The sequence below is a fragment of the Streptomyces sp. 7R007 genome, from assembly GCF_054850255.1.
On sequence record NZ_JBTWMV010000082.1, the window covers coordinates 1 to 22,624 of the forward strand.

18 protein-coding genes and 1 pseudogene are annotated in these 22,624 nt (G+C 71.2%); 9 read left to right on the forward strand and 10 right to left on the reverse strand.

Features of this window, described 5'->3' with window-relative positions; translation table 11 throughout:
• Positions 1-401: pseudogene (locus ACYF6T_RS42345) on the reverse strand (transcriptional regulator); the annotation flags it as partial.
• A gap of 86 nt (positions 402-487) precedes the next feature.
• On the opposite strand from ACYF6T_RS42345, the gene ACYF6T_RS42350 reads away from it, so the two are divergent.
• The 4 genes from ACYF6T_RS42350 to ACYF6T_RS42365 all read left to right on the forward strand — a co-directional run bounded on the left by ACYF6T_RS42350 (position 488) and on the right by ACYF6T_RS42365 (position 4,414).
• Positions 488-1,726, forward strand: coding sequence for an MFS transporter (locus ACYF6T_RS42350; RefSeq protein ID WP_461703301.1), 1,239 nt, complete (start codon positions 488-490; stop codon positions 1,724-1,726).
• A 21-nt stretch (positions 1,727-1,747) separates the two neighbouring features.
• A complete protein-coding gene (locus tag ACYF6T_RS42355) occupies positions 1,748-2,257 on the forward strand; it encodes a MarR family winged helix-turn-helix transcriptional regulator (protein ID WP_461703302.1) in 510 nt (169 codons plus the stop codon).
• 43 nt (positions 2,258-2,300) lie between these two features.
• Positions 2,301-2,639 (forward strand): DUF3817 domain-containing protein, encoded by a 339-nt coding sequence (locus ACYF6T_RS42360; protein ID WP_461703303.1) that lies wholly within the window; start codon positions 2,301-2,303, stop codon positions 2,637-2,639.
• Positions 2,640-2,713: 74 nt separating this feature from the next.
• On the forward strand, positions 2,714-4,414 hold the full coding sequence (locus tag ACYF6T_RS42365) for an acyl-CoA mutase large subunit family protein (protein WP_461703304.1): 1,701 nt from the start codon (positions 2,714-2,716) through the stop codon (positions 4,412-4,414).
• Between the two features lie 12 nt (positions 4,415-4,426).
• On the opposite strand, the gene ACYF6T_RS42370 is transcribed toward ACYF6T_RS42365, so the two are convergent.
• On the reverse strand, positions 4,427-5,047 hold the full coding sequence (locus ACYF6T_RS42370) for a TetR/AcrR family transcriptional regulator (RefSeq protein ID WP_461703305.1): 621 nt from the start codon (positions 5,045-5,047) through the stop codon (positions 4,427-4,429).
• 190 nt (positions 5,048-5,237) lie between these two features.
• On the opposite strand from ACYF6T_RS42370, the gene ACYF6T_RS42375 reads away from it, so the two are divergent.
• The 4 genes from ACYF6T_RS42375 to ACYF6T_RS42390 all read left to right on the forward strand — a co-directional run bounded on the left by ACYF6T_RS42375 (position 5,238) and on the right by ACYF6T_RS42390 (position 9,572).
• Entirely contained in the window at positions 5,238-6,212 is a 975-nt protein-coding gene (locus ACYF6T_RS42375; RefSeq protein WP_461703306.1) for a tetratricopeptide repeat protein, read from the forward strand.
• Between the two features lie 626 nt (positions 6,213-6,838).
• Entirely contained in the window at positions 6,839-7,471 is a 633-nt protein-coding gene (locus ACYF6T_RS42380) for a DUF6230 family protein (protein ID WP_461703307.1), read from the forward strand.
• Positions 7,472-7,615: 144 nt separating this feature from the next.
• Entirely contained in the window at positions 7,616-8,188 is a 573-nt protein-coding gene (locus ACYF6T_RS42385; RefSeq protein ID WP_461703308.1) for a DUF6114 domain-containing protein, read from the forward strand.
• The gene (locus tag ACYF6T_RS42390) at positions 8,178-9,572 is read left to right on the forward strand and encodes a hypothetical protein (protein ID WP_461703309.1); all 1,395 of its coding nucleotides are present in this window, start codon (positions 8,178-8,180) and stop codon (positions 9,570-9,572) included. The genes ACYF6T_RS42385 and ACYF6T_RS42390 overlap by 11 nt, the downstream gene beginning before the upstream one ends.
• 95 nt (positions 9,573-9,667) lie before the next feature.
• On the opposite strand, the gene pyk is transcribed toward ACYF6T_RS42390, so the two are convergent.
• The 3 genes from pyk to pta form a co-directional block, all read right to left on the reverse strand.
• A complete protein-coding gene (gene pyk / locus ACYF6T_RS42395; RefSeq protein ID WP_461703310.1) occupies positions 9,668-11,095 on the reverse strand; it encodes a pyruvate kinase in 1,428 nt (475 codons plus the stop codon).
• A gap of 81 nt (positions 11,096-11,176) precedes the next feature.
• Positions 11,177-12,385 (reverse strand): acetate kinase, encoded by a 1,209-nt coding sequence (locus ACYF6T_RS42400; RefSeq protein WP_461703311.1) that lies wholly within the window; start codon positions 12,383-12,385, stop codon positions 11,177-11,179.
• Positions 12,382-14,496, reverse strand: coding sequence for a phosphate acetyltransferase (gene pta, locus ACYF6T_RS42405; RefSeq protein ID WP_461703312.1), 2,115 nt, complete (start codon positions 14,494-14,496; stop codon positions 12,382-12,384). The genes ACYF6T_RS42400 and pta overlap by 4 nt, the downstream gene beginning before the upstream one ends.
• A gap of 262 nt (positions 14,497-14,758) precedes the next feature.
• On the opposite strand from pta, the gene ACYF6T_RS42410 reads away from it, so the two are divergent.
• Positions 14,759-15,784 carry an ATP-dependent 6-phosphofructokinase gene (locus tag ACYF6T_RS42410; RefSeq protein ID WP_461703313.1) on the forward strand — a complete coding sequence of 342 codons (1,026 nt, stop codon included), beginning with the start codon at positions 14,759-14,761 and terminating at the stop codon, positions 15,782-15,784.
• 75 nt (positions 15,785-15,859) lie between these two features.
• On the opposite strand, the gene ACYF6T_RS42415 is transcribed toward ACYF6T_RS42410, so the two are convergent.
• From ACYF6T_RS42415 to ACYF6T_RS42435, 5 genes are all read right to left on the reverse strand, one after another.
• Positions 15,860-17,422: an acetolactate synthase large subunit gene (locus ACYF6T_RS42415; protein ID WP_461703314.1), complete on the reverse strand. Its 1,563-nt coding sequence runs from the start codon at positions 17,420-17,422 to the stop codon at positions 15,860-15,862.
• Between the two features lie 41 nt (positions 17,423-17,463).
• Complete coding sequence (locus ACYF6T_RS42420) at positions 17,464-18,867, reverse strand: FAD-binding oxidoreductase (protein WP_461703315.1); 1,404 nt, start codon at positions 18,865-18,867, stop codon at positions 17,464-17,466.
• A 158-nt stretch (positions 18,868-19,025) separates the two neighbouring features.
• Positions 19,026-19,655, reverse strand: coding sequence for a helix-turn-helix domain-containing protein (locus ACYF6T_RS42425; protein WP_461703318.1), 630 nt, complete (start codon positions 19,653-19,655; stop codon positions 19,026-19,028).
• A gap of 1,299 nt (positions 19,656-20,954) precedes the next feature.
• Positions 20,955-21,794: a carbohydrate ABC transporter permease gene (locus ACYF6T_RS42430; RefSeq protein ID WP_461703316.1), complete on the reverse strand. Its 840-nt coding sequence runs from the start codon at positions 21,792-21,794 to the stop codon at positions 20,955-20,957.
• Positions 21,795-21,800: 6 nt separating this feature from the next.
• Positions 21,801-22,624: carbohydrate ABC transporter permease (locus ACYF6T_RS42435; protein WP_461703317.1), on the reverse strand; the 824-nt coding region annotated here is incomplete at its 5' end.

A 22,624-nucleotide genomic window follows, 5' to 3' on the forward strand; every position in this document is an offset into this window, starting at 1 on the left:
AGCTCCCGGATCATGCCGGCCGGGTCGGCCAGCCAGCGCCGGGCCCGCGGGGAGCCGAGGGCGCCGGGGGTGTCCGCGAGGGACTTCGCGGTGTCGGCGCGGGCCGCCTCCGGGTCGCTCGCCCGGACCGCCGCGATCTCCTCCTCGAAGGTGGCGGCGGGCCCGATCGGCGGCCGGCACAGCCAGTCGGGACAGTGCCCGCGCTGCGGCATCAGCAGCCACAGGCCGCTCAGGTCGAGGCCGCGCGCCACCTCGCCGACACGGCGCAGCCAGTGCGCGTGATAGCCGTGCCGCTCCGGCCGCTTGAGCGTGCGCACCACCTCCTGCGTCTCCCACAGCGGGGAGACGGCGAAGCGGCAGCGCAGGAAGTCGTCCTCGCCGAAGTGCAGGCGCGACGGCATGAGACCCACCCCTCGGAAAGAGTCGGAAGATTCGGCCTGTGCCGAATCTCTAGGATGCCCGGTCGCTTCACCGCAGGCTGCCGTCCATGTCCGCAGCAGCGCCCCCGGCCCTCGCCGGCTACCCCGCCGTCTTCGCCGTCCGCGAGTTCCGCGCCGTCTTCGCCGCGCACGCCCTCTCCCTGCTGGGCGTGATCGTCAGCGAGATCTCGCTCTCCGTCCTCGTCTACGACCTCACCGGCTCGCCCCTGATGAGCGCGCTCACCTTCGCACTGGGCTTCCTGCCGTACGTGGTCGGCGGGACGCTCCTCGCGGGCGTGGCCGACCGTTTCCCGGCCCGGCGGGTGCTGGTGGCGTGCGACCTGGTGTGCGCGGTGTGCGTGGCGCTGATGGTGGCCTCCGGCACCCGCATCGCCGTACTCCTCGCCCTGCGCTGCTGCGTGGCCGTCGTCTCGCCGGTGTTCCAGGGCACCCGGATGGCCACGCTCGCCGACATCCTCGGCGACGGCGAGCTGTTCGTGCTCGGCCGGTCCCTGCTGCGGATCGTCTCGCAGAGCGCCCTGCTGGCCGGCTACGGGCTGGGCGGCGTGCTGCTGATGGCCGTGTCGCCACGGCACGCCCTGCTGATCACGGTCGCCACCTTCCTCGCCTCGGCGGTCCTGCTCCGCTTCGGCACCCGGCGCCGCCCGGCCCGGGAGCGCTCCGGGAGCGCCCTGGTGAAGGACTCCCTCAGGGGCGCCCGCGAGGTCCTCGCGCACCGCCGGATCCGCGCCCTGCTGCTCCTCTTCTGGATCCCGCCGATGTTCTCGGTCGCCCCCGAGGCGCTCGCCGCCCCCTACGCCGCCGACCTCGCGGCCGGCTCGGTCGGGCTCGGACTGCTGATGTGCGCGCTGCCGGTCGGCACGATCGCCGGCGAGCTGTACGCCGGTGCCCGCCTGCGGCCCGCGACCAGGGAACGGATCGCGCTGCCGCTGGTGTGCCTGACCCTCCTGCCCTACCTCGGCTACGCCCTCCACCCCGGCCTCGTCGTCTCCCTCCTCCTGCTCCTGGTCTCCGGCGCGGGATCGGCGTACACGCTGGGCCTGGACCAGTGGTTCGTGCGGGCGGTGCCGGAGGAGCTGCGGGGGCGGGCGATGACGCTGCTGCAGGCCGGGCTGATGACCGTCCAGGGGGTCGGGATGGCGCTGGCGGGGGTGGCGGCCCAGTTCGCCGGGGTGGCGGCGACGGTCGCGGGCGCCGGGGTGCTGGGGACGCTGTGCTGCCGGCTGCTGGCCCGGGAGGCGAGGGCCGCCGGACCGAAAGGCGAGACGGGGCTGACCACCATGTGACCGGCCGGTAAGGTCGGTGCCGTGCCGAAGCCGCTCAGTCTCCCGTTCGATCCCATCGCCCGCGCCGACGAGCTCTGGAAGCAGCGCTGGGGAAACGTGCCGTCGATGGCGGCCATCACCTCGATCATGCGGGCCCACCAGATCCTGCTGGCCGAGGTCGACGCGGTGGTCAAGCCCTACGGGCTCACGTTCGCGCGGTACGAGGCGCTGGTGCTGCTGAACTTCTCCAAGGCCGGCGAGCTGCCGATGTCGAAGATCGGCGAGCGGCTCATGGTGCATCCGACGTCCGTCACCAACACGGTGGACCGCCTGGTGCGCTCGGGCCTGGTCGACAAGCGCCCCAACCCCAACGACGGCCGCGGCACCCTCGCCACCATCACCGACAAGGGCCGCGAGGTCGTGGAGGCCGCCACGCGCGACCTGATGGCGATGGACTTCGGCCTCGGCGTGTACGACGCGGAGGAGTGCGCGGAGATCTTCGCGATGCTCAGGCCCCTGCGGGTGGCGGCACACGACTTCGAAGAGGACTGACCCCGCCCAAGATCTCCCGGAACGGGCGGTTACGCTCGACGCCATGAAGAAGAGCGTGCTGACCCGCTACCGCGTCATGGCCTACACCACCGGCGTCCTGCTGGTCCTGCTGTGCCTGAGCATGATCGCCAAGTACGGCCTGGACATCGACGGGGCGGCGGACTTCACCCGCGTCGTCGCCATCGCGCACGGCTGGCTCTACGTCGTCTACCTCGTCTTCGCCTTCGACCTGGGCTCGAAGGCGAAGTGGCCGGTCGGCAAGCAGCTGTGGGTGCTGCTCGCCGGGACGATTCCCACGGCCGCCTTCTTCGTCGAGCGCAAGGTCACCCACGAGCTGGAGGCCCAGGTCGCCGACCGGGCTCCGGTCGCCGCCAAGGCGTAACCGCACCGCCGTACGGGTCGCGTACGGCGGTGGCCCATCGACATTTACTAGGACGTCCTAGTAAATTCGAGGGTATGGACGCTGACGCCATCGAGGAGGGCCGCCGTCGCTGGCAGGCCCGGTACGACGCATCCCGCAAGCGGGACGCCGACTTCACCACGCTCTCCGGCGATCCCGTGGAGCCGGTGTACGGGCCACGGCCGGGGGACGCCTACGAAGGGTTCGAGCGGATCGGGTGGCCGGGGGAGTTCCCCTTCACCCGCGGCCTGTACCCGACCGGCTACCGGGGGCGGACGTGGACCATCCGGCAGTTCGCCGGGTTCGGGAACGCCGAGCAGACCAACGAGCGCTACAAGATGATCCTCGGCAACGGGGGCGGCGGGCTCTCCGTCGCCTTCGACATGCCGACGCTCATGGGACGCGACTCCGACGACCCGCGCTCGCTCGGCGAGGTCGGGCACTGCGGCGTCGCGATCGACTCCGCCGCCGACATGGAGGTGCTGTTCAAGGACATCCCGCTGGGGGACGTCACGACCTCCATGACGATCAGCGGCCCGGCCGTGCCCGTGTTCTGCATGTACCTCGTCGCCGCCGAGCGGCAGGGCGTCGACCCGGGGGTGCTCAACGGCACGCTCCAGACCGACATCTTCAAGGAGTACATCGCGCAGAAGGAGTGGCTCTTCCAGCCGGAGCCGCACCTGAGGCTGATCGGCGACCTCATGGAGTACTGCGCGGCCGGCATCCCCGCCTACAAGCCGCTCTCCGTCTCCGGCTACCACATCCGGGAGGCCGGAGCCACGGCCGCGCAGGAGCTGGCCTACACGCTCGCCGACGGCTTCGGATACGTCGAACTGGGGCTCTCGCGCGGCCTCGACGTCGACGTCTTCGCCCCCGGCCTCTCCTTCTTCTTCGACGCGCACGTCGACTTCTTCGAGGAGATCGCCAAGTTCCGCGCGGCGCGCCGTATCTGGGCGCGCTGGATGCGGGACGTCTACGGGGCGAAGAGCGACAAGGCGCAGTGGCTGCGGTTCCACACGCAGACCGCCGGTGTCTCGCTGACCGCCCAGCAGCCGTACAACAACGTCGTGCGCACGGCCGTGGAGGCGCTCGCCGCCGTGCTCGGCGGGACCAACTCGCTGCACACCAACGCCCTCGACGAGACCCTCGCCCTGCCGAGCGAGCAGGCCGCCGAGATCGCGCTGCGCACCCAGCAGGTCCTGATGGAGGAGACCGGGGTCGCCAACGTGGCCGACCCGCTGGGCGGTTCGTGGTACGTCGAGCAGCTGACCGACCGGATCGAGGCCGACGCCGAGAAGATCTTCGACCGGATCAAGGAGCGCGGCCTGCGGGCCCACCCCGACGGGCAGCACCCCATCGGTCCGATCACCTCCGGCATCCTGCGCGGGATCGAGGACGGCTGGTTCACCGGCGAGATCGCCGAGTCCGCCTTCCGCTACCAGCAGGCCCTGGAGAAGGGCGAGAAGAAGGTCGTGGGCGTCAACGTCCACACCGGGTCCGTCACCGGGGACCTGGAGATCCTGCGGGTCAGCCACGAGGTGGAGCGGGAGCAGGTCCGGCTGCTGCGCCGGCGCAAGGAGACGCGGGACGAGGCCGCCGTGAAGGCCGCGCTCGACGGCATGCTCGCCGCCGCCCGCGACGGCTCCAACATGATCGAGCCGATGCTGGACGCCGTCCGCGCGGAGGCGACCCTCGGCGAGATCTGCGGGGTGCTGCGGGACGAGTGGGGGGTGTACACCGAGCCCGCCGGCTTCTAGGACCGGCGGGGTCTACGCGGCCCCGGCCAGGCCCAGCAGGAGCAGGCGGGTGAAGCCGCGCACCCACTCCTCGTCCGCCGGCTCCGCGCTGACCAGCGTGCGGTGGACCACCGCGCCGGCCACCACGTCGAAGATCAGGTCGACGGTGCGGGCGGCCTCCCCGGGGTCGGACTCCGGGGGGAGCTCGCCCCGCTGCTGCGCCCGGCTGCGGCCCTCCAGGACCAGGCGTTTCTGCCGTTCGACGATCGACTCGCGGATGCGCTCGCGCAGGGCCTCGTCGCGGGTGGCCTCGGCGACCACCGCCATCAGGCCGCTCCTGGCCTCCGGGCGGGCCAGGATCGCCGCGAACTGCAGCACCACGCCCTCGATGTCGGCGGCCAGCGAGCCGCGGTCGGGCAGGCGCAGTTCGTCGAAGAGCTCCGCCACCGCGTCGACGACGAGCTCGTTCTTGCCCGCCCAGCGGCGGTAGAGGGTCGTCTTGGCGACCCCGGCCCGCGTCGCCACGTCCCCCAGCGTCAGCTTGGACCAGCCCAGCTCCACCAGCGCGTCCCGCGTGGCCGCCAGGATCGCGGCGTCCGCGGCGGCGCTGCGCGGGCGCCCCGTGGCCCGCGGGGCGGAAGTGCGGCTCTGCATCCCCCGACCATAACCGGCGGATGTCGTGATGTCGTGAGGGAGATCACCAGGGGAGGGTGGCAGCGAGGCACTCGGTGCCATTACGCTACGACCCGTAGCGAAACCACTGGTGTGGGGTGGGGACCCGGCGCCGAAGACCGGCTTACGAAGTGCTTTTCACTCGCGCGCGCGGACGGGGGAGGATAGACGCATGCAGCCACGGAACATGTCCATGAGCGGAGTCGTCGACCTCGCCGCGGTGAAGGCGGCCCAGGAGGCCAAGGCGAAGGCGGAGCAGGCGCGCGCCGAAGCGGCGCGGCAGGGCGGAGGTGGGGCGATCTCGCCGGCCGACCTCGTGATCGACGTCGACGAGGCCGGCTTCGAGCGCGACGTCCTTCAGCGGTCCGCCGAGGTACCGGTCGTCATCGACTTCTGGGCCGAGTGGTGCCAGCCCTGCAAACAGCTGAGCCCGGTCCTCGAGCGGCTCGCCGTCGAGTACAACGGCCGGTTCCTGCTGGCCAAGATCGACGTCGACGCCAACCAGATGCTGATGCAGCAGTTCGGCATCCAGGGCATCCCGGCGGTCTTCGCCGTCGTCGCGGGGCAGGCGCTGCCCCTCTTCCAGGGGGCCGCCGGCGAGGCGCAGATCCGCCAGACCCTCGACCAGCTGGTGCAGGTCGCCGAGCAGCGCTTCGGCCTGACCGGCCTGACCGTCGACCCCGACGCCGCGCCGGGCGCCGCGCAGCCGGGCCCCGCCGCGCCGGCCGGCCCTTACGACGCGCTGCTCGAAGCCGCCGTACAGGCCCTGGACTCCGGCGACCTGGCCGGTGCCGTCCAGGCGTACAAGAACGTGCTGAACGACGATCCGGGCAACCCGGAGGCCAAGCTGGGGCTCGCGCAGGCCGAGTTGCTCCAGCGGGTGCAGGGGATGGACCCGCAGCGGGTGCGCAAGGAAGCGGCCGAGAAGCCGGCCGACGCGCAGGCGCAGATCGCGGCGGCCGACCTGGATCTGGTCGGCGGGCACGTGGAGGACGCGTTCGGGCGGCTCATCGAGACCGTGCGGCGCACGGCCGGTGACGACCGGGACACGGTGCGTCTGAGGCTGCTGGAACTCTTCGAGGTGGTGGGGGCGGACGATCCGCGTGTGACAGCGGCCCGGCGGGCGCTCGCGCGGGCGCTGTTCTGACCAGTCACTAAACACGGGCGCATGTGATGCCCGAGTGAAGAGTTTGCCGACGAAGCTCCACTGCGGCCGCGCTTTACCAAATCTTGGTAATCGCGGCCGCTGTTACTGCAAGTAAGTTGCGGGCTTTGATCTGTCGGATTTGATCCAACAATCAATCGCTTTGTCCCCCCACTTGACAGCACCCTCCGTCGTCGCCCGAGACCTGTGGGTCGTCCATCGGTTATCCGGCCGTTACTACCGAGTAACGAAGCCCCTTGTGCGGGCGGCGAGAATGCACCACGATCGGCGACGCTCGGTCCATTCCCGTACCCCGACAGCCGGTCGGGTCGCGGGAGTTCCTGGGTCCCCACCGAGCAGAGACGGCGTCAGGGGCGCCATCTCTTGGACAGGGGGGTCTTCGCCCGACCAGGCGAAGCCTGTCCGGCAAGGTTGTGCGTGATGCGTGTCAGGCGCGACCAGTGGTTGTCGCTCGGGGGTGATCGCCGGTGATCGGTGCGCGGCTTCGCGCCTTCCGAGTACGGGCGCTCTCCTTCCCGAGGACGTAGCACTTCTCCCATCCCTGCCCGGCTGAGCCGCCGAACTGGGGCAGTCGGGGCCAGGAGATGTACGTCCGAGAAGGAGGAAATATGGAGTCCCAGGTGCGTGGCGGGACCAGATGGAAGCGGTTCGCTGTGGTCATGGTGCCCAGCGTCGCCGCTACGGCCGCGATAGGTGTCGCCCTCGCGCAGGGCGCTCTCGCCGCGTCCTTCAGCGTGTCCGGCCAGCAGTTCAAGGTGACGGCCGACCAGCTGGAGGGCACGGGCTTCGCGCAGTACGGAGCCCTTGACTCGGGGTACACCCTCGACGGCAAGAAGACGGTCCACCCGGTCGCGGTCTCGGCGTTCAAGTCCGCGAGCATCAAGGGCCTGTGCCAGTCCGTGGTCACCCCGGACATCCCCATCCTGGGGAGTGTCAGCCTGATCCTGAAGGCCGGTGGCGGTGACACCCCGGTCCAGGCCGACAACCTGTACATCGACCTCGATGACCTGAGCGCCGACGCGACGTTCAAGAACATCGACATCGGTGTGGCCGCCAAGGACGCCAGCAAGGGTCCCGGCATCAAGAGCGGCGATTCCGCGAACCCGTACGGATTCGCGCAGCAGGCCGACTCGGCCTCGCTGACCGGCGTGAAGCAGACGGCGTGGGCCACCACCGCCGGAACCTTCAAGCTCAGCGGGCTGAAGATGTCCGTGTCCGCGGGCACGCACGAGTGCTACTAGGCACTCGGTGAACGGGCGGGGGAGCCGATGGCGCCCCCGCCCGTCCACCTTCCGCGCGCTTTCTTCACACGCAGTGCAGAGCTTCACCACTGCCCGACCACAGCACCACCACCACAGCAACGCCGCACCAGGGAGCTGTTTTCCATGAGCGCCGAGACTCCTGCCGCACCCGGCCAGTTCACCCGCCGGAGGCTGCAGTTCCGCGCCTGGCGGGGCACGCGGCCGTTCTGGGCCGGACTGTTCGTCCTGCTCGCCGGCTTTCCGATCATGTACTTCCCGTACGCGCATCTCCAGCTCGGTCATCTGACGTTGGCGATGGCCACCACCGGGGGTGCCGGCTCCCTGATCATCGGCGTGCTGCTCGTCGTGCTGGGGGTCAGCCTCTGGTTCCAGAAGCACGTGCGCACCTTCGCGGGCGTCGCGGCGATCCTGCTGGCCCTGGTCTCCATCCCGGTCTCCAACATCGGCGGCTTCCTCATGGGCTTCCTGCTGGCGCTGGTCGGCGGGGCGATGGCCGTGGCCTGGGCGCCGGGTGTCCCGCCGGCCGAGGAGCCGGCCCAGGAGGACACCACCGGCCAGGGCGGCGCGCCCGAGGCCGGGACGGACCCGGACACCACGCTGCTGCGGCCGGTGGACCCCGGGGTGGCGGGCGAGCCGAACGATCTGTCAGGAACGAGCCCGGCCAACGGGGCGAACGGGAGGCACAGTGCCGGCTGACGAGGTGACCCACGGGACTGATGTGGACGAGTCCCGTGTGAGAACCGGGCCGCGCCATGCGGCACCCAAGAAGCCGCTGTTCACCAGGTTCCACATGCCTGCCGGCAAGGCGATGGCCATGGCCGCGATGCCGACGGCCGTCCTCATGGGGATGGGCTTCACGTCGACCCTCGCCCTCGCCGACAGCGGCGGCTCCTCCGCCTCGCCGACGGCGTCGAAGAGCCTGACGGCCGACGAGTACAAGGACTGCGTCAGCGCCCTGGAGGACTCCGCCTCGCCGTCCGCCTCCGCGAGCTCCGGCTCGGCGGACGGCTCGGCCTCGCCGTCGCCGTCCTCCAGCGCGGACACGTCGAAGGACTCCGCGGGCACGGGCTCCGGTTCCGGCTCGGGCACGACCTCTTCGTCGGATTCAGGTTCCGACGACAAGGCCACGCCCACGCCGTCCGCGAGCGCGTCCGGCTCGGACTCGTCCTCGTCGGGTTCCGGCTCCAGCGGCTCCGGCTCCGGTGACACCGCGACGGCGAGCCCGTCGGCGTCCACGAGCGGCGGCGGCCTGCTGGACACCATTGGCGACACCATCACCGGCATCTTCACCGGAGGCAGCGGCAGCGGCTCCTCCACCGCGAGCGCCAGCCCGTCGCCGTCCGCGTCGTCGACGTCGTCCTCGGACTCGTCGTCGTCGGACTCGTCGTCCTCGTCCTCCTCGGGTACGGGCAAGGACGGCTCCTCCAGTGTCACGGACACCGTCAAGGACACCACCAAGACGGTCACGGACACCGTGAAGGACACCACCGACACGGCGACCAAGGCGGCCGGGAAAGCCGCCGAGGCTGCCGGGAGCGCGGCCTCCGACGCCACCTCCTCGGCGAGCCCGTCGGCGAGCGCGAGCCCGGACGCCTCGGACTGCCCGGCGGCCACGGACGACGTCAGCGGCGTCGACAACAAGGTGCCCGTGGCGGACGACCCCTGGTACCTGTCGGCCAGCTCGCTGCTGCTCAAGAGCGCCGACTACCAGGGCATCGTCGAGGTGAAGACGGCCGGCGGCACCACCAAGAAGGTGCTCAAGTACGTCATCTCCGGCGGCACCGACATCGGCGACCTGCACCAGACGGTCAAGGACAAGCAGCAGGGCAAGACCTACCACGTGCAGGCGGCCGCGGGCTCGACGTCCACGATCCGCGACGGCGCCACGACGATGTACACGGAGTCGATCTCCGGGAACCTCTTCGGCCTGATCCCGATCACGTTCGACGTGGACAACCCGCCGCCGCTGAACATCCCGCTGATCTACTTCACCAACGTGAAGGTCGTCCAGGCGGCCCAGTTCGGTGGTTCCCTGCACGTGCCCGGGATGCACGTGTACACCACCGACGGGACCGGCTGAGCGCCGCCACGAGGCCGTTCGGGAGCCGCGAACGAACTGAGGGCGCCCCCTGAGACAGGGGGCGCCCTCAGCGCCGTACAAGGGCCTTGGCGGGCTTACCGGTTGACGCCGCCGAGGTGGTGGACGCGCAGCATGTTGGTGGTGCCGGGGACGCCGGGGGGCGAGCCGGCGGTGATGATGAGGATGTCGCCCTCGTCGAAGCGGTCGAGCTTGGCGACCTCCTGGTCGACCATGTCGACCATCTCGTCCGTGGTGTTCACGAACGGCACGACGTGCGACTCCACGCCCCAGCTGAGCGTGAGCTGGTTGCGGGTGGCCTCGTCCGTGGTGAACGCGACGATCGGCTGGGCGGCGCGGTAGCGGCACAGCCGGCGGGCGGTGTCACCGGACTTGGTGAAGGCGATCAGGCCCTTGCCGCCGAGGAAGTCGGCGATCTCGCAGGCGGCCCGCGCCACCGAACCGCCCTGCGTGCGCGGCTTCTTGCCCGGCACCAGCGGCTGCAGGCCCTTGGCGAGCAGCTCCTGCTCGGCCGCGGTGACGATCTTCGACATCGTCTTGACGGTCTCGACCGGGTACGCGCCCACGCTGGACTCCGCCGAGAGCATGACCGCGTCCGCGCCGTCCAGGATCGCGTTGGCCACGTCGGAGGCCTCGGCACGGGTGGGCCGGGAGTTGGTGATCATCGACTCCATCATCTGGGTCGCCACGATCACCGGCTTGGCGTTGCGGCGGCACAGCTCGATGAGGCGCTTCTGCACCATGGGGACCTTTTCGAGGGGGTACTCGACGGCCAGGTCGCCGCGGGCGACCATCACGCCGTCGAACGCCATCACGACGTCCTCCATGTTCTCCACCGCCTGCGGCTTCTCCACCTTGGCGATGACCGGGACCCGGCGGCCCTCCTCGTCCATGACCTTGTGGACGTCGGCGACGTCCTTGGCGTCCCGGACGAAGGACAGGGCGACCATGTCGCAGCCCATGCGCAGCGCGAAGCGCAGGTCCTCGACGTCCTTCTCGCTCAGCGCCGGGACGTTCACGGCCGCGCCGGGCAGGTTGATGCCCTTGTGGTCGGAGACGACCCCGCCCTCGATGACGATCGTCCTCACCCGCGGGCCCTCGACGTCCAGGACCTTCAGCTCGACGTTGCCGTCGTTGATCAGGACCTGGTCGCCGCGCGAGACGTCACCGGGCAGGCCCTTGTACGTCGTACCGCAGATGGTCTTGTCACCGGGGACGTCCTCGGTGGTGATGACGAACTCGTCACCCCGCTCCAGCTCCACCGGACCCTCGGCGAAGGTCTCCAGCCGGATCTTCGGACCCTGGAGGTCGGCGAGGACACCGATGGCCCGGCCGGTCTCCTTGGCCGCGGCCCGGACGCGGTCGTACCGCGCCTGGTGCTCGGCGTGGGAGCCGTGGCTGAAGTTGAACCGGGCCACGTTCATGCCGGCCTCGATCAGGGAGACCAGCATTTCGTGGGAGTCGACCGCGGGGCCGAGAGTACAGACGATTTTCGAACGGCGCATGGGGCGATCCTATCGGTTTGTTTCGCTACGGAATATTCCGTCTGGCGGAAGATACAAACGGGCGGGGCCGTGCTCGTTTGCTCACGATCCTTTTCCGACCAGTGCGTAGGTCTGCGTCGCGATTTCCAGTTCCTCGTCGGTCGGCACCACGGCGACCTTCACCCGCGCGCCGGCGGGCGAGATCAGTCGCGGTTCGTCACTGCGTACGGCGTTCAGCTCACCGTCCACCGCAAGGCCCAGGGTCTCCAGGCCCGCGACGGCCGCCTCGCGCACCGGCGCCGCGTTCTCGCCGACCCCGGCGGTGAACGCGATCGCGTCCACCGTACCGAGGACGGCGTAATAGGCGCCGATGTACTTCTTCAGCCGATGAATGTAGATGTCGAAGGCGAGCCGCGCCCGTGCGTCGCCCGCGTCGATACGGCGGCGTATCTCCCGCATGTCGTTGTCGCCGCACAGGCCGACCAGCCCGCTCTTCTTGTTGAGAAGAGTGTCGATTTCATCGATGGACATTCCCCCAACGCGCGCCAAATGGAAGATGACGGCCGGATCGGTGTCTCCCGAGCGCGTACCCATCACGAGTCCCTCCAAAGGCGTCAGCCCCATGGAGGTGTCCACGCACTTCCCGCCCCGCACGGCCGACGCGGAGGCCCCGTTGCCCAGGTGCAGCACGATGACGTTGACGTCCTCGGGCGCCTTGCCCAGCAGCCTCGCCGTGGCCCGGGAGACGTAGGCGTGCGAGGTGCCGTGGAAGCCGTAGCGGCGGATGCGGTGCTCGTCGGCGGTGGCGACGTCGATCGCGTAGCGGGCGGCCGACTCCGGCATCGTGGTGTGGAAGGCGGTGTCGAAGACGGCGACCTGGGGCAGGTCGGGGCGCAGTGCCGTCGCCGTGCGGATGCCGGTGAGGTTGGCCGGGTTGTGCAGCGGGGCCACCGGGATCAGCCGCTCGATCTCGGCGAGCACGGCCTGGTCGATCACGGTCGGCTCGGTGAAGGTCTTCCCGCCGTGCACCACCCGGTGCCCGATGGCGGCCAGCTCCGGCGAGTCCAGGCCGAGCCCGTCCTTGGCCAGCTCCTCGGCGACGGCCTTCAGCGCGGCGTCGTGGTCGGCGATCGGGCCGCGCCACTCCCGGGTGTCGTCGCTGCCGAGATGGGTGTGCCTGAGCCGGGAGGACTGCTCGCCGATCCGTTCGACGAGGCCCACGGCCAGCCGGCTGCTGTCGCGCATGTCGAGCAGCTGGTACTTCACCGACGAGGAGCCGGAGTTGAGGACGAGGACGCGGGTGCCGCTCACTGCTGGTCAGCCTTCTCGAGGGGGGACGGGGACGGGGACGGGGCGGGGAGCTGGGCCTGGATCGCCGTGATGGCGACGGTGTTGACGATGTCCTGCACGAGGGCGCCCCGGGACAGGTCGTTGACCGGCTTGTTCAGACCCTGCAGCACCGGTCCGACGGCGATCGCGCCGGCCGAGCGCTGCACGGCCTTGTAGGTGTTGTTGCCCGTGTTGAGGTCCGGGAAGATCAGCACCGTCGCCTGTCCGGCCACGTCGGACCCGGGCAGCTTGGTCGCCGCGACGGTGGGCTCCACGGCGGCGTCGTACTGGATCGGCCCCTCGATCTTCAGGTCGGGCCGCCGGGCGCGCACCAGCTCGGTCGCCTCGCGCACCTTGTCGACGTCGGCGCCGGTGCCGGACGTGCCGGTCGAGTACGACAGCATCGCGATCCGCGGCTCCACCCCGAACTGCTCGGCGGTGCCGGCCGACTGGATGGCGATGTCGGCGAGCTGCACGGCGTTCGGGTCGGGGTTGACCGCGCAGTCGCCGTAGACGAGGACCTTGTCGGCCAGGCACATGAAGAACACCGACGAGACGATGTCGGAGTCCGGCCGCGTCTTGATGATCTCGAAGGCCGGGCGGATGGTGGCCGCCGTGGAGTGCACGGACCCGGAGACCATGCCGTCCGCGAGCCCCTCCTGGACCATCAGCGTGCCGAAGTAGTTCACGTCCGAGACGACGTCGTACGCCAGCTCGACCGTGACGCCCCTGTGGGCGCGGAAGGCCGCGTACCGCTCGGCGAAGGAGTCGCGCAGCTCGCTGGTGGCGGGGTCGATCAGCTGCGAGTCGCCCAGGTCGATGCCGAGGTCGGCGGCCTTCTTGCGGATCTGGTCGACCGGGCCGAGCAGGGTCAGATCGCAGATCCCGCGGCGCAGCAGGACCTCCGCCGCGTGCAGGATGCGCTCCTCGGTGCCCTCCGGCAGGACGACCCGGCGCCTGCCGGAACGGGCCTGCTCCAGCAGCTTGTGCTCGAACATCATCGGCGTGAGGCGGTCGCTGCTCGGGGCGGAGACGCGCCGGTTGAGGTCCGCGGTGTCGACGTACCGCTCGAACAGGCCGAGCGCGGTCTCCGCCTTCCTCGGCGTGGCCGCGTTCAACTTCCCCTCCAGGGAGAAGAGTTCGGCCGCGGTGGGGAAGCTGTTGCCGGGCACCGACAGGACCGGGGTGCCGGGGGCGAGGCGGGCGGCGAGGGTGAGGATCTCCTCGCCGGGCACCTCGTTGAGGGTGAGCAGGACGCCGGCTATCGGCGGGGTGCCGGCGCTGTGCGCGGCGAGGGCGCCGACGACCAGGTCGGCGCGGTCGCCCGGGGTGACGACCAGGCAGCCCGGGGTCAGGGCGGCGAGGAAGTTCGGCAGCATCGCGCCGCCGAACACGAAGTCGAGGGCGTCGCGGGCGAGTCCGGAGTCGTCGCCCAGCAGCACCTTGGCGCCCAGGGACTGGGAGATCTGCGCGACCGTCGGCGCGGACAGGGCCGGCTCGTCGGGCACCACGTGGCAGGGCACGGGCAGCCGGTTGGCGAGCCGCTCGGCTATCTCGTCCCGGTCCTCGCGGGCCACCCGGTTGGTCACCATGGCCAGCACGTCGCAGCCGAGGCCGTCGTAGGCCCGGTAGGCGTTGCGCGTCTCCGCGAGCACCGACTCGGCCGGCTGGCCCCGGCCGCCCACCACCGGCAGCACGGAGGCGCCGAACTCGTTGGCGAGCCGGGCGTTGAGGGAGAGCTCGTCGGGCAGCTGGGTGTCGGCGAAGTCCGTGCCCAGCACCAGGACGACGTCGTAGTCCCGCGCGACCACGTGGAAGCGGTCGACGAGGATCGACACCAGCTCGTCCGTGCCGCGCTCGGCCTGGAGCGCGGAGGCCTCGTGGTAGTCCATGCCGTAGACGGTGGCCGGGTCCTGGGAGAGCCGGTAGCGGGCGCGCAGCAGCTCGAAGAGACGGTCGGGGCTGTGGTGCACGAGCGGCCGGAACACGCCGACCCGGTCGACCTGCCGGGTCAGGAGCTCCATCACCCCCAGCTCCACGACCTGGCGGCCGTCGCCGCGGTCGATACCGGTCACGTACACGCTGCGCGTCACGTGCGATCTCCGTTTCGTCGTATGAGTCGTCTGCGTCGTCTCTGCGGTCGCGTCCACGCCATAAAAATCGCCCACCGAGGTGAGCGGAACCCTCTTGACAATACCCCTGCCTGTGGATAAGGCGCCCGTCAAGTCGGACGGCGGGGCGAAGGGCGCGACGGGGATAATCCGGATATAGGGGGCGGAAAGGGTGGGGGCTTGTGGGGCATGAAACAATCGGACTGGCTCACCGATCACGACAGCGAGCAGGAGACACAGCACGATGCGCATCGGAGTCCTCACCGCAGGCGGCGACTGCCCCGGCCTGAACGCTGTGATCAGGTCGGTCGTGCACCGGGCGGTCGACAACTACGGCGACGAGGTCATCGGCTTCGAGGACGGCTACGCCGGCCTGCTCGACGGCCGCTACCGCGGCCTCGACCTCAACGCCGTCAGCGGCATCCTCGCCCGCGGCGGCACCATCCTGGGCTCCTCCCGCCTGGAGCGGGACCGGCTGCGCGAGGCCTGTTCCCGCGCCACCGACATGGTCGAGGAGTTCGGCATCGACGCGCTGATCCCGATCGGCGGCGAGGGCACCCTGACGGCGGCCCGGATGCTGTCCGACGCCGGCCTGCCGGTGGTCGGCGTCCCCAAGACGATCGACAACGACATCTCCTCCACCGACCGCACCTTCGGCTTCGACACGGCCGTGGGCGTCGCCACGGAGGCGATGGACCGCCTCAAGACGACCGCCGAGTCCCACCAGCGCGTGATGGTCGTCGAGGTCATGGGCCGGCATGCGGGCTGGATCGCCCTGGAGTCCGGCATGGCGGCCGGCGCGCACGGCATCTGCCTGCCCGAACGCCCCTTCGACCCGGCCGACCTGGTCAAGATGGTCGAGGAGCGCTTCGCCCGCGGCAAGAAGTTCGCCGTCGTGTGCGTGGCGGAGGGCGCCCACCCCGCCGAGGGCAGCATGGACTACGGCAAGGGTGAGATCGACCAGTTCGGCCACGAGCGCTTCCAGGGCATCGGGACGGCGCTGGCGTACGAACTGGAGCGGCGCCTCGGCAAGGAGGCAAAGCCGGTCATCCTCGGCCACGTGCAGCGCGGCGGCGTGCCGACCGCCTACGACCGCGTCCTCGCCACCCGCTTCGGCTGGCACGCGGTGGAGGCGGCGCACCGGGGCGAGTTCGGCAAGATGACCGCGCTGCGCGGCACGGAGATCGTGATGGTGCCGCTGGCGGAGGCGGTCACCGAGCTGAAGACGGTGCCGAAGGACCGGATGGACGAGGCGGAGTCGGTTTTCTAGGGGCATTGCCTTTTCCTGGGAGCCATGGCCTTTTCCGGGTCTGCCGAGGGGGGCGGTCCCCGGCGGAGCGGGGTTTCAGAACAGTGAGGGCACGTCCGCCTCGATCAGGTGCGGGCCGGGTTCGGCGAGGGCCGTGCGCAGCCGGTCGGTGAACTCCCCGGCGGTGGTGGCCCGGACGGCCGGTACGCCCATGCCGCGGGCCAGGGCGACGAAGTCCAGGGCCGGCCGGGTCAGGTCGAGCAGGGCACGGCGGGCGGGACCGTCCGCCGGGGCCCCGAGCCGCTGGGCCTCCATGTCCAGGATGGCGTAGGAGCCGTTGGCGAAGACCACCGTGGTGATGTCGAGCCCCTCGCGCGCGTGGGTCCACAGCGCCGAGATCGTGTACATGGCGCTCCCGTCGGCCTCCAGACACAGCACGGGCCGGTCCGGGCAGGCGAGCGCCGCCCCCGCCGCCAGCGGCAGCCCCTGCCCGATGGCGCCGCCGGTGAGCGTCAGCCAGTCGTGACGCGGCGCGCCCGCGGTGGCCTCCGGCAGCCACAGCCCCGACGTGTTGGCCTCGTCCACCACGACGGCCCCCTCGGGCAACAGCGCCCCCACGGCCGCGGCGGCGCTCTCGGCGGTCAGCGCGTCGGCACCGGCGGGCGGTACGGGACGGGTCCTGGGCGCGAGCGGCGCGGCCGGCGCGGACGTGCCGACCACGTCGGCGAGGTGACCGAGGGCGTCGGTCAGGTCGTCGGCCGGTGTCCCCAGGGTGTGGACGCGGCAGTCGTCCGGCGCGAGCAGACCGGGCAGCCCCGGGTGGGCGAAGAACGACACCGGGGCGCGGGCGCCCACCAGCACCAGGTGCCGTACTCCGTCGAGTTGGGCCATCGCCCCCTCGGCGAGATAGCCGAGCCGCTCCACGGCGGGCAGGTCCGCGCCGCGTTCCAGACGGGCCGGGAACGTCTCGCACAGCAGCCGGGCACCGGTGCCGGCGGCGACCCGGGCCGCGGCGCGCAGCGCGGGCTCGCGGGTGGCCGCCCCGCCGAGCAGCAGCGCGGCGCTCTCGCCGGTGCGCAGGGCTGCGGCCACGGCGGCGACGGTCCCCTCGGGCACGGCCGACGGCGGCCGGGGCGCAACCGGCGGTGCGGGGCGCGCCCCGTCCGACCAGGACACGTCGGCGGGCAGGATCACGGTGGCCACCTGCCCCGGGGCGCCGCTCGCGGCGGCCACCGCCTCCGCCACGTCGGTGCCGGCCGTGGCGGCGTCGGCGCAGCGGCGGACCCAGCCGGAGACGGTACGGGCCTGCGCGTCGATGTCCGACTCCAGCGGGGCGTCGTACTTCTTGTGGAAGGTCGCGTGGTCGCCGACGAGGTTGAGCAGCGGGGTGTGGGCGCGGCGGGCGTTGTGGAGGTTGGCCAGGCCGTTCGCGAGCCCGGGGCCCAGGTGCAGCAGGGTGGCCGCCGGGCGGCCCGTCATCCGGCCGTATCCGTCGGCGGCGCCGGTGGCCACGCCCTCGAAGAGACAGGGGACGGCGCGCAGACCGGGCTCGTCGTCGAGGGCGGTGACGAAGTGCAGTTCGGAGGTGCCGGGGTTGGCGAGGCAGAGCGCGACGCCGGAGTCGAGGAGGGTGCGGGCGACGGCGTGGGCGCCGTTCATGGGGGCCGCCTTTCGTCAGCGGAGGGCGGGGTGGCTCGGGGTCAGTCGAAGAGGACGCCGGGGTTGAGGATTCCGGTCGGGTCGAAGGCGTGCTTGATGCGGCGCATCAGCTCCACCTTGGCCGGATCCTCCAGTGCGAGGAAGTACCGCTTCTTGGCCGTTCCCACGCCGTGCTCGCCGGAGATCGCCCCGCCCAGGGCGGCACCCGCCTCGAACAGCCGGCGCAGCACGCCCTCCCGCAGCTCCGGGTCCGCCTGGAAGACGGCCAGATGCACGTTGCCGTCGCCGGCGTGCCCGCAGCCGGTGACGATCGACCCGGTGTCCTTGGCGATGACGTCCGCCTCGGCGAGCAGCCGCGGCAGCGAGGCGCGGGGCACCACGATGTCGACGACCTCGTCGGCGCCGGCCGCCTTCGAGGCGTAGAAGGCGTGCTCGCGGGCCTCCATCAGCCGGCGCGCCGCGGTCGCGGGCAGCACGTACACGTCCCTCGCGCCCACCTCCTGCAACTGCGCGCCCAGTCCCTCCACATCGGCGTCGAGCCGCTCGGCGGAGTGCCCTTCCAGGACCACCATCAGATACCCGAGGGCGGTGGCCCGGACCCGCTCCGGAATGCCGAGCCCGAGGTCCTCCCGAGCGGTCATCGCCGCCATCGTGAGCAGGTCGACGTACTCCAGCGCCAACGGGTCCAGACCCCCCGCCAGCAGCACCGGCACCGCCTCCGCGACCTCCTCCGCCGAGCCGAAGGGCGCCAGCACGGTCGCGCCGTGCCCGGCACGCGGCTTCAGGCGCAGCGTGACCTCGGTGACCAGGGCCAGGGTCCCCTCGGAGCCGACCAGCAGCTGGGTCAGGTTGTAACCGGTGCTGGTCTTGACGTACTTGCCGCCGCTGCGCACCGTCTCGCCGGAGGCGAGGACCGCCTCGACGCCGAGCACGTGGTGCCGGGTGACGCCGTGCCGGACGGCGTGCATGCCGCCGGCGTTGGTGGCGACGGTACCGCCGACGGAGGCGCTCAGCTCGCCGGGGCGTACCGGGTAACGCAGGCCGAACTTCTCGGTCTCGTCGTCGAGTCGGGCGAGGGTGACGCCGGGCTGGACGACGGCGACATGGTTGGCGGTGTCGATCTCCAGCACGCGGTTCATGCGCTCGAACGACACCACGATCCCGTCGGCGTGCCGCGGTACACAGGCGCCGCACACGCCGGTGCCGGAGCCGCGCGCGACGACCGGGACGCGGTGCGCGGCGGCGACCCCGACGATGCCGGCGACCTCCGCCGTGGTGGCGGGGCGGAGGAGGAGGGCGGGGGGCCGGGGGGTGACGGCGAGGGACTCGTCGTGGTGGTAGTCGGCCGGGACCCGGTCGGCGGGGAGGACGTGCCGAGCCCCGACCACCTTCTCCAGCTTCTGGCGGAGCGACCCGATGTCCACGCTGGTGCCGGTGACTGTCATGATCCCGTCCCTCTCCTCGACGGCGGCCTTCCTTGACGCCTCCTGGGTCATGGTGGGGGTGGGGGAGGGGAGGGGGGATCGGCCCAACGGGCCTCGGACGGGGGCTGGTCGGCCCCCGCGACGCACGTTCGCGGCTGGGCGTCGTCCTGAACCGCCCGTTACTGGGTGTTGTCCTGAACGGCGGCCCAGAAGTGGTCGACGACACGGTCCAGGTAGGCGCGGCCCGCGTCACTCGAACCGTCGGCCGCGCCTCCGCCGCCCCAGTTCAGGGTGGCGACCATCTGCCCCTGGTAGTCCTGGTGCAACTGCTGCAGGGCGTCCTCCAGCAGCCGCCGGTCCAGAGGCACCATCTTGCCCACGGGACGGACGTACGCCTGCCAGCGCGCCGTGACGGCGCTGCGGAGCAGTTCGGCGAGCTTGCCGTCGCGGCCGGTGACGGTGATGAAGTCGGGCAGCGAGAGGTCGAGCAGTTCGGCGAGTGCGGCGGACTGGCGGTCGGTGCCGCGCCAGGTGTTGTGCTCCTCCATGTGGAGATAGGCGAGGAGTTCGAGGCCGACGGTGCGGGCGACGTCCTCCGGGGTGAGGTTGTGGGCGATGCGGTGTTCGCGCAGGGTGCGTGGTCTGCCGATCAGTTCGCCGGGGGAGCACCACAGCACACCGGCGAGGGCGGTGAGTTCGGGACCGGTGGGGGAGGTCAGCCCGCGTTCCCAGGCGAGGACGAGGTCGGGGGTGACGTAGGGGAGCCCGTACGAGGCACGCAGGCCGAAGGCGACGTGTTCCGGGCCCATGTTGAGGGCGGTGCGGAGACGGTGGGCCGCGGCGGCGTTGAAGGGCGGGAGGGAGTGAGGGGAGGAGGACGTGGGGGAGGAACCGACGGCATAGGTGGGGCTGGTGGAGTGGGCGGGTTGGTTCGGCGGTTGGGCTGGGGAGTGGCGCACGGGGCACAAAGTAGGGGCGCGGGGGTGCGGTGACTACGGTCTGTTCGGCCAGGAATACGGATTGTAGGAACGTACGGTTTCGGCCTTGATCGGGCGGGTGGCCGGGGAACGTCTGTTTGCCGGTGGGGAGGGGTGGTCGCGACCGCGCCGGGTCGCCTGCGTGGGCGGCGGGAAGGGCGGGATCTTCGTATACGGGGTGAATGGCAAGGTAGAGGGGCATATTCGCGAACGTCTTCTCTCGCCGAGCGGCCTGACACCTCACGGCGGCCGGCCCCGACGGCGCGCCGCAGGTCTCGCCCGTGTGGGCGGGCCTCGAAGGTGAATACGTCATGGTCAACACGCCGATCGGGGGCGTGAGGGAGCAGAACCCGCGGCTCAATCCGAACGGGTCGCGTTGCCCGTGGGGTGGCCGGCTGCCACTCCGTCAACTCGTCGGCCCAGACGCGGGCGTGATCGGCTTGGACGGCCTCGCCGGCTCGGGCGTAGGCGCCGGCGGCTTGGAGGTGGGCGCTGCGGGCTTCGGCGGGAGGGAAGGCGACCTCGTGGCGAAGGCCAGGTTCTCGAGGGCCTGACCTGTCCGGGACCAGTCCTCGAACTCCCGGTGCGTGTGCAGGCCGTTGCCTCTCCGTGGCGGTCCCCGGCGACTCGGTGCAGGTCGCGGGCACGGGTGTCGGTGTCGATCGCGTCCTGTGCCGGCCTCCTTGCGTCGGGGCGGGCCGAGGATGTTCCACGCGATCGTCTCGCCCTGGCGGTCACCGGTGCGGTGCGCGGCCTCCCGGGCGGTCCGGGCGGCGGTGCTCCAGTCGTCGAAGCACCGCCGCCAACCGAGATACGTCCCCAGGCATGCGGCCAGTTCCACCACCGTGTCCGCGAACCGCTCCTCCCGCGCCCACGCCACCAACCCGGCCCGCTCCCCGCCAATACCGGGCAAGTGCCTGCCCCCGGTCGGCGAACCGCTCCGGCTCCGCCCTCCCCGGCAACCCCGCATCCCCCGCCACCACACTCATCCCGAACGCCCGCACCAGGTCGTGCGACCGCCATCGCGCCGCGAGTTCGAGGACTGGTACCGGGGCGGGTCAGTCCGGAACGGGCCTCGGCGAGGCGATGGGCGGCCCGGTAGGCGCGGGCCAGGTTCTGGAGGGGCGTCCGTCACCCCTTGACCGCCCCGCCCAACGCGAACCCCCCGCCCAACCGCCGCGCGATGCCGACGTACAGCAGGATCACCGGTGTCGAATAGACCACCGAGAACGCCGCCAACTGCCCGTACGCGACCATCCCCCGATTGCCGAAGAACTCGTTGATGCTCACGCTCGCCGGCATCTGGTCCGGGGTCAGCAGCAGCATGAACGGGACGAAGAAGTTGCCCCACATCATCACGAACGAGAAGACCGTCACCACCGCCACCCCCGGCCCCATCAGCGGCAGCACGATCCGGACGAGCGACTGGAACGACGACGCGCCGTCCGTCCAGGCCGCCTCCTCCAGCTCCTTCGGCACGCCGTCCATGAAGTTCTTCATCAGCCAGACGGCGAAGGGGAGTTGGGAAGCGGCGAAGAAGAAGATCGTGCCCTGCATGGTGTCGATGAGGTCCACCCGCACGAACAGCGCGTACACCGGCACCATGATCGCCGTGATCGGCAGGCTCGTCGCGAACAGGATCGTCAGCAAAAACGGCCGGTTGAGGCGGGAGCGGAAGCGGGAGAGCGGGTAGGCCGCCAGCGCCGCGCACACCACCGTCAGCAGCGTGCCGCCCCCGCACAGGATCAGGCTGTTGAGGAGGGGCGTGAAGGTGATGTCCGACGTCAGGATCGCGTCGAAGTTGTCGAAGGTGAGTCCGTCCGGCGCCTTCACGCGCAGGTCCGCGTGCGGGTCCAGCGAGGACAGCACCACCCACACCAACGGCAGCGCGAAGGCCGCCGCGACCACCAGCAGCCCCGCGTCCGCGGCCAGGCGCCGGCTCCTGCGGCGGGAGGCGAGTGTGAGAGCCATGACGGGTCAGACCTCCGTTCGCAGCAGACGCAGGTAGACGACGGAGAAGAGGGAGCCGACCAGCAGCAGGAGCAGGGCGACCGCGGTGCCGTAGCCGATCATGCTGTTCTGGAAGGCCTGTTCGTACATGAAGAGGGGCAGCGTCTGGCTCTTGTTGCCGGGGCCGCCTCTCGTCATCACCCAGATCAGCCCGAACACCGACAGTGTCTGGAGGGTGTTGAGCATCAGGTTCGTGCCGATGGAACGGCGGATCATCGGGAGGGTGACGTGCCACATGCGGCGCCAGCCGCCCGCGCCGTCCACCTCCGCCGCCTCGGTGATCTCCTTGGGGATCTCGTTCAGGGCGGCCGAGTAGACCAGCATCGAGAAGGCCGTGCCGCGCCAGACGTTCGCGAAGGACACCGCCAGGATCGGCAGGGTGAACAGCCAGTTCTGGCGCGGGAGATGGAGCCAGTCGAGGATCGCGTTCAGGGTGCCCTCGCGGCGGAAGAAGGCGTAGAGGAGGAAGCCGGCGACCACCTCCGGCAGCACCCACGCCGTGATCACGATCCCGCCGGTGAGGGTACGGACCGGCTTCGACGCGCGCTGCATCAGCGCCGCCAGCGCCAGCCCGATGGTGTTCTGGCCGAGCAGCGACGACACGACCGTGAACACCAGCGTCAGCCATACGGCGTTGAGGAATTCGTCGTCCTGGAAGGCCTTGCGGAAGTTGGCGAAGCCGACGAAGGACGAGTGGGCCTGGCCGGTGAGCTGGAGGTCGGTGAAGGCGATGTAGGCGCAGTAGGCGATCGGGCCGGCGAGGAAGAGGAGGAGCAGGACCAGGGCGGGAG

What these genes read in the sequence shown, in the direction of transcription:
- ACYF6T_RS42350 (WP_461703301.1), top strand. Translation starts at nt 488, where the DNA reads ATGTCCGCAGCAGCGCCCCCGGCCCTCGCCGGCTACCCCGCCGTCTTC.
- ACYF6T_RS42360 (WP_461703303.1), top strand. Translation starts at nt 2,301, where the DNA reads ATGAAGAAGAGCGTGCTGACCCGCTACCGCGTCATGGCCTACACCACC.
- ACYF6T_RS42365 (WP_461703304.1), top strand. Translation starts at nt 2,714, where the DNA reads ATGGACGCTGACGCCATCGAGGAGGGCCGCCGTCGCTGGCAGGCCCGG.
- ACYF6T_RS42370 (WP_461703305.1), bottom strand. Translation starts at nt 5,047, where the DNA reads ATGCAGAGCCGCACTTCCGCCCCGCGGGCCACGGGGCGCCCGCGCAGC.
- ACYF6T_RS42375 (WP_461703306.1), top strand. Translation starts at nt 5,238, where the DNA reads ATGCAGCCACGGAACATGTCCATGAGCGGAGTCGTCGACCTCGCCGCG.
- ACYF6T_RS42380 (WP_461703307.1), top strand. Translation starts at nt 6,839, where the DNA reads ATGGAGTCCCAGGTGCGTGGCGGGACCAGATGGAAGCGGTTCGCTGTG.
- ACYF6T_RS42385 (WP_461703308.1), top strand. Translation starts at nt 7,616, where the DNA reads ATGAGCGCCGAGACTCCTGCCGCACCCGGCCAGTTCACCCGCCGGAGG.
- pyk (WP_461703310.1), bottom strand. Translation starts at nt 11,095, where the DNA reads ATGCGCCGTTCGAAAATCGTCTGTACTCTCGGCCCCGCGGTCGACTCC.
- ACYF6T_RS42410 (WP_461703313.1), top strand. Translation starts at nt 14,759, where the DNA reads ATGCGCATCGGAGTCCTCACCGCAGGCGGCGACTGCCCCGGCCTGAAC.
- ACYF6T_RS42415 (WP_461703314.1), bottom strand. Translation starts at nt 17,422, where the DNA reads ATGAACGGCGCCCACGCCGTCGCCCGCACCCTCCTCGACTCCGGCGTC.
- ACYF6T_RS42420 (WP_461703315.1), bottom strand. Translation starts at nt 18,867, where the DNA reads ATGACAGTCACCGGCACCAGCGTGGACATCGGGTCGCTCCGCCAGAAG.
- ACYF6T_RS42425 (WP_461703318.1), bottom strand. Translation starts at nt 19,655, where the DNA reads ATGGGCCCGGAACACGTCGCCTTCGGCCTGCGTGCCTCGTACGGGCTC.
- ACYF6T_RS42430 (WP_461703316.1), bottom strand. Translation starts at nt 21,794, where the DNA reads ATGGCTCTCACACTCGCCTCCCGCCGCAGGAGCCGGCGCCTGGCCGCG.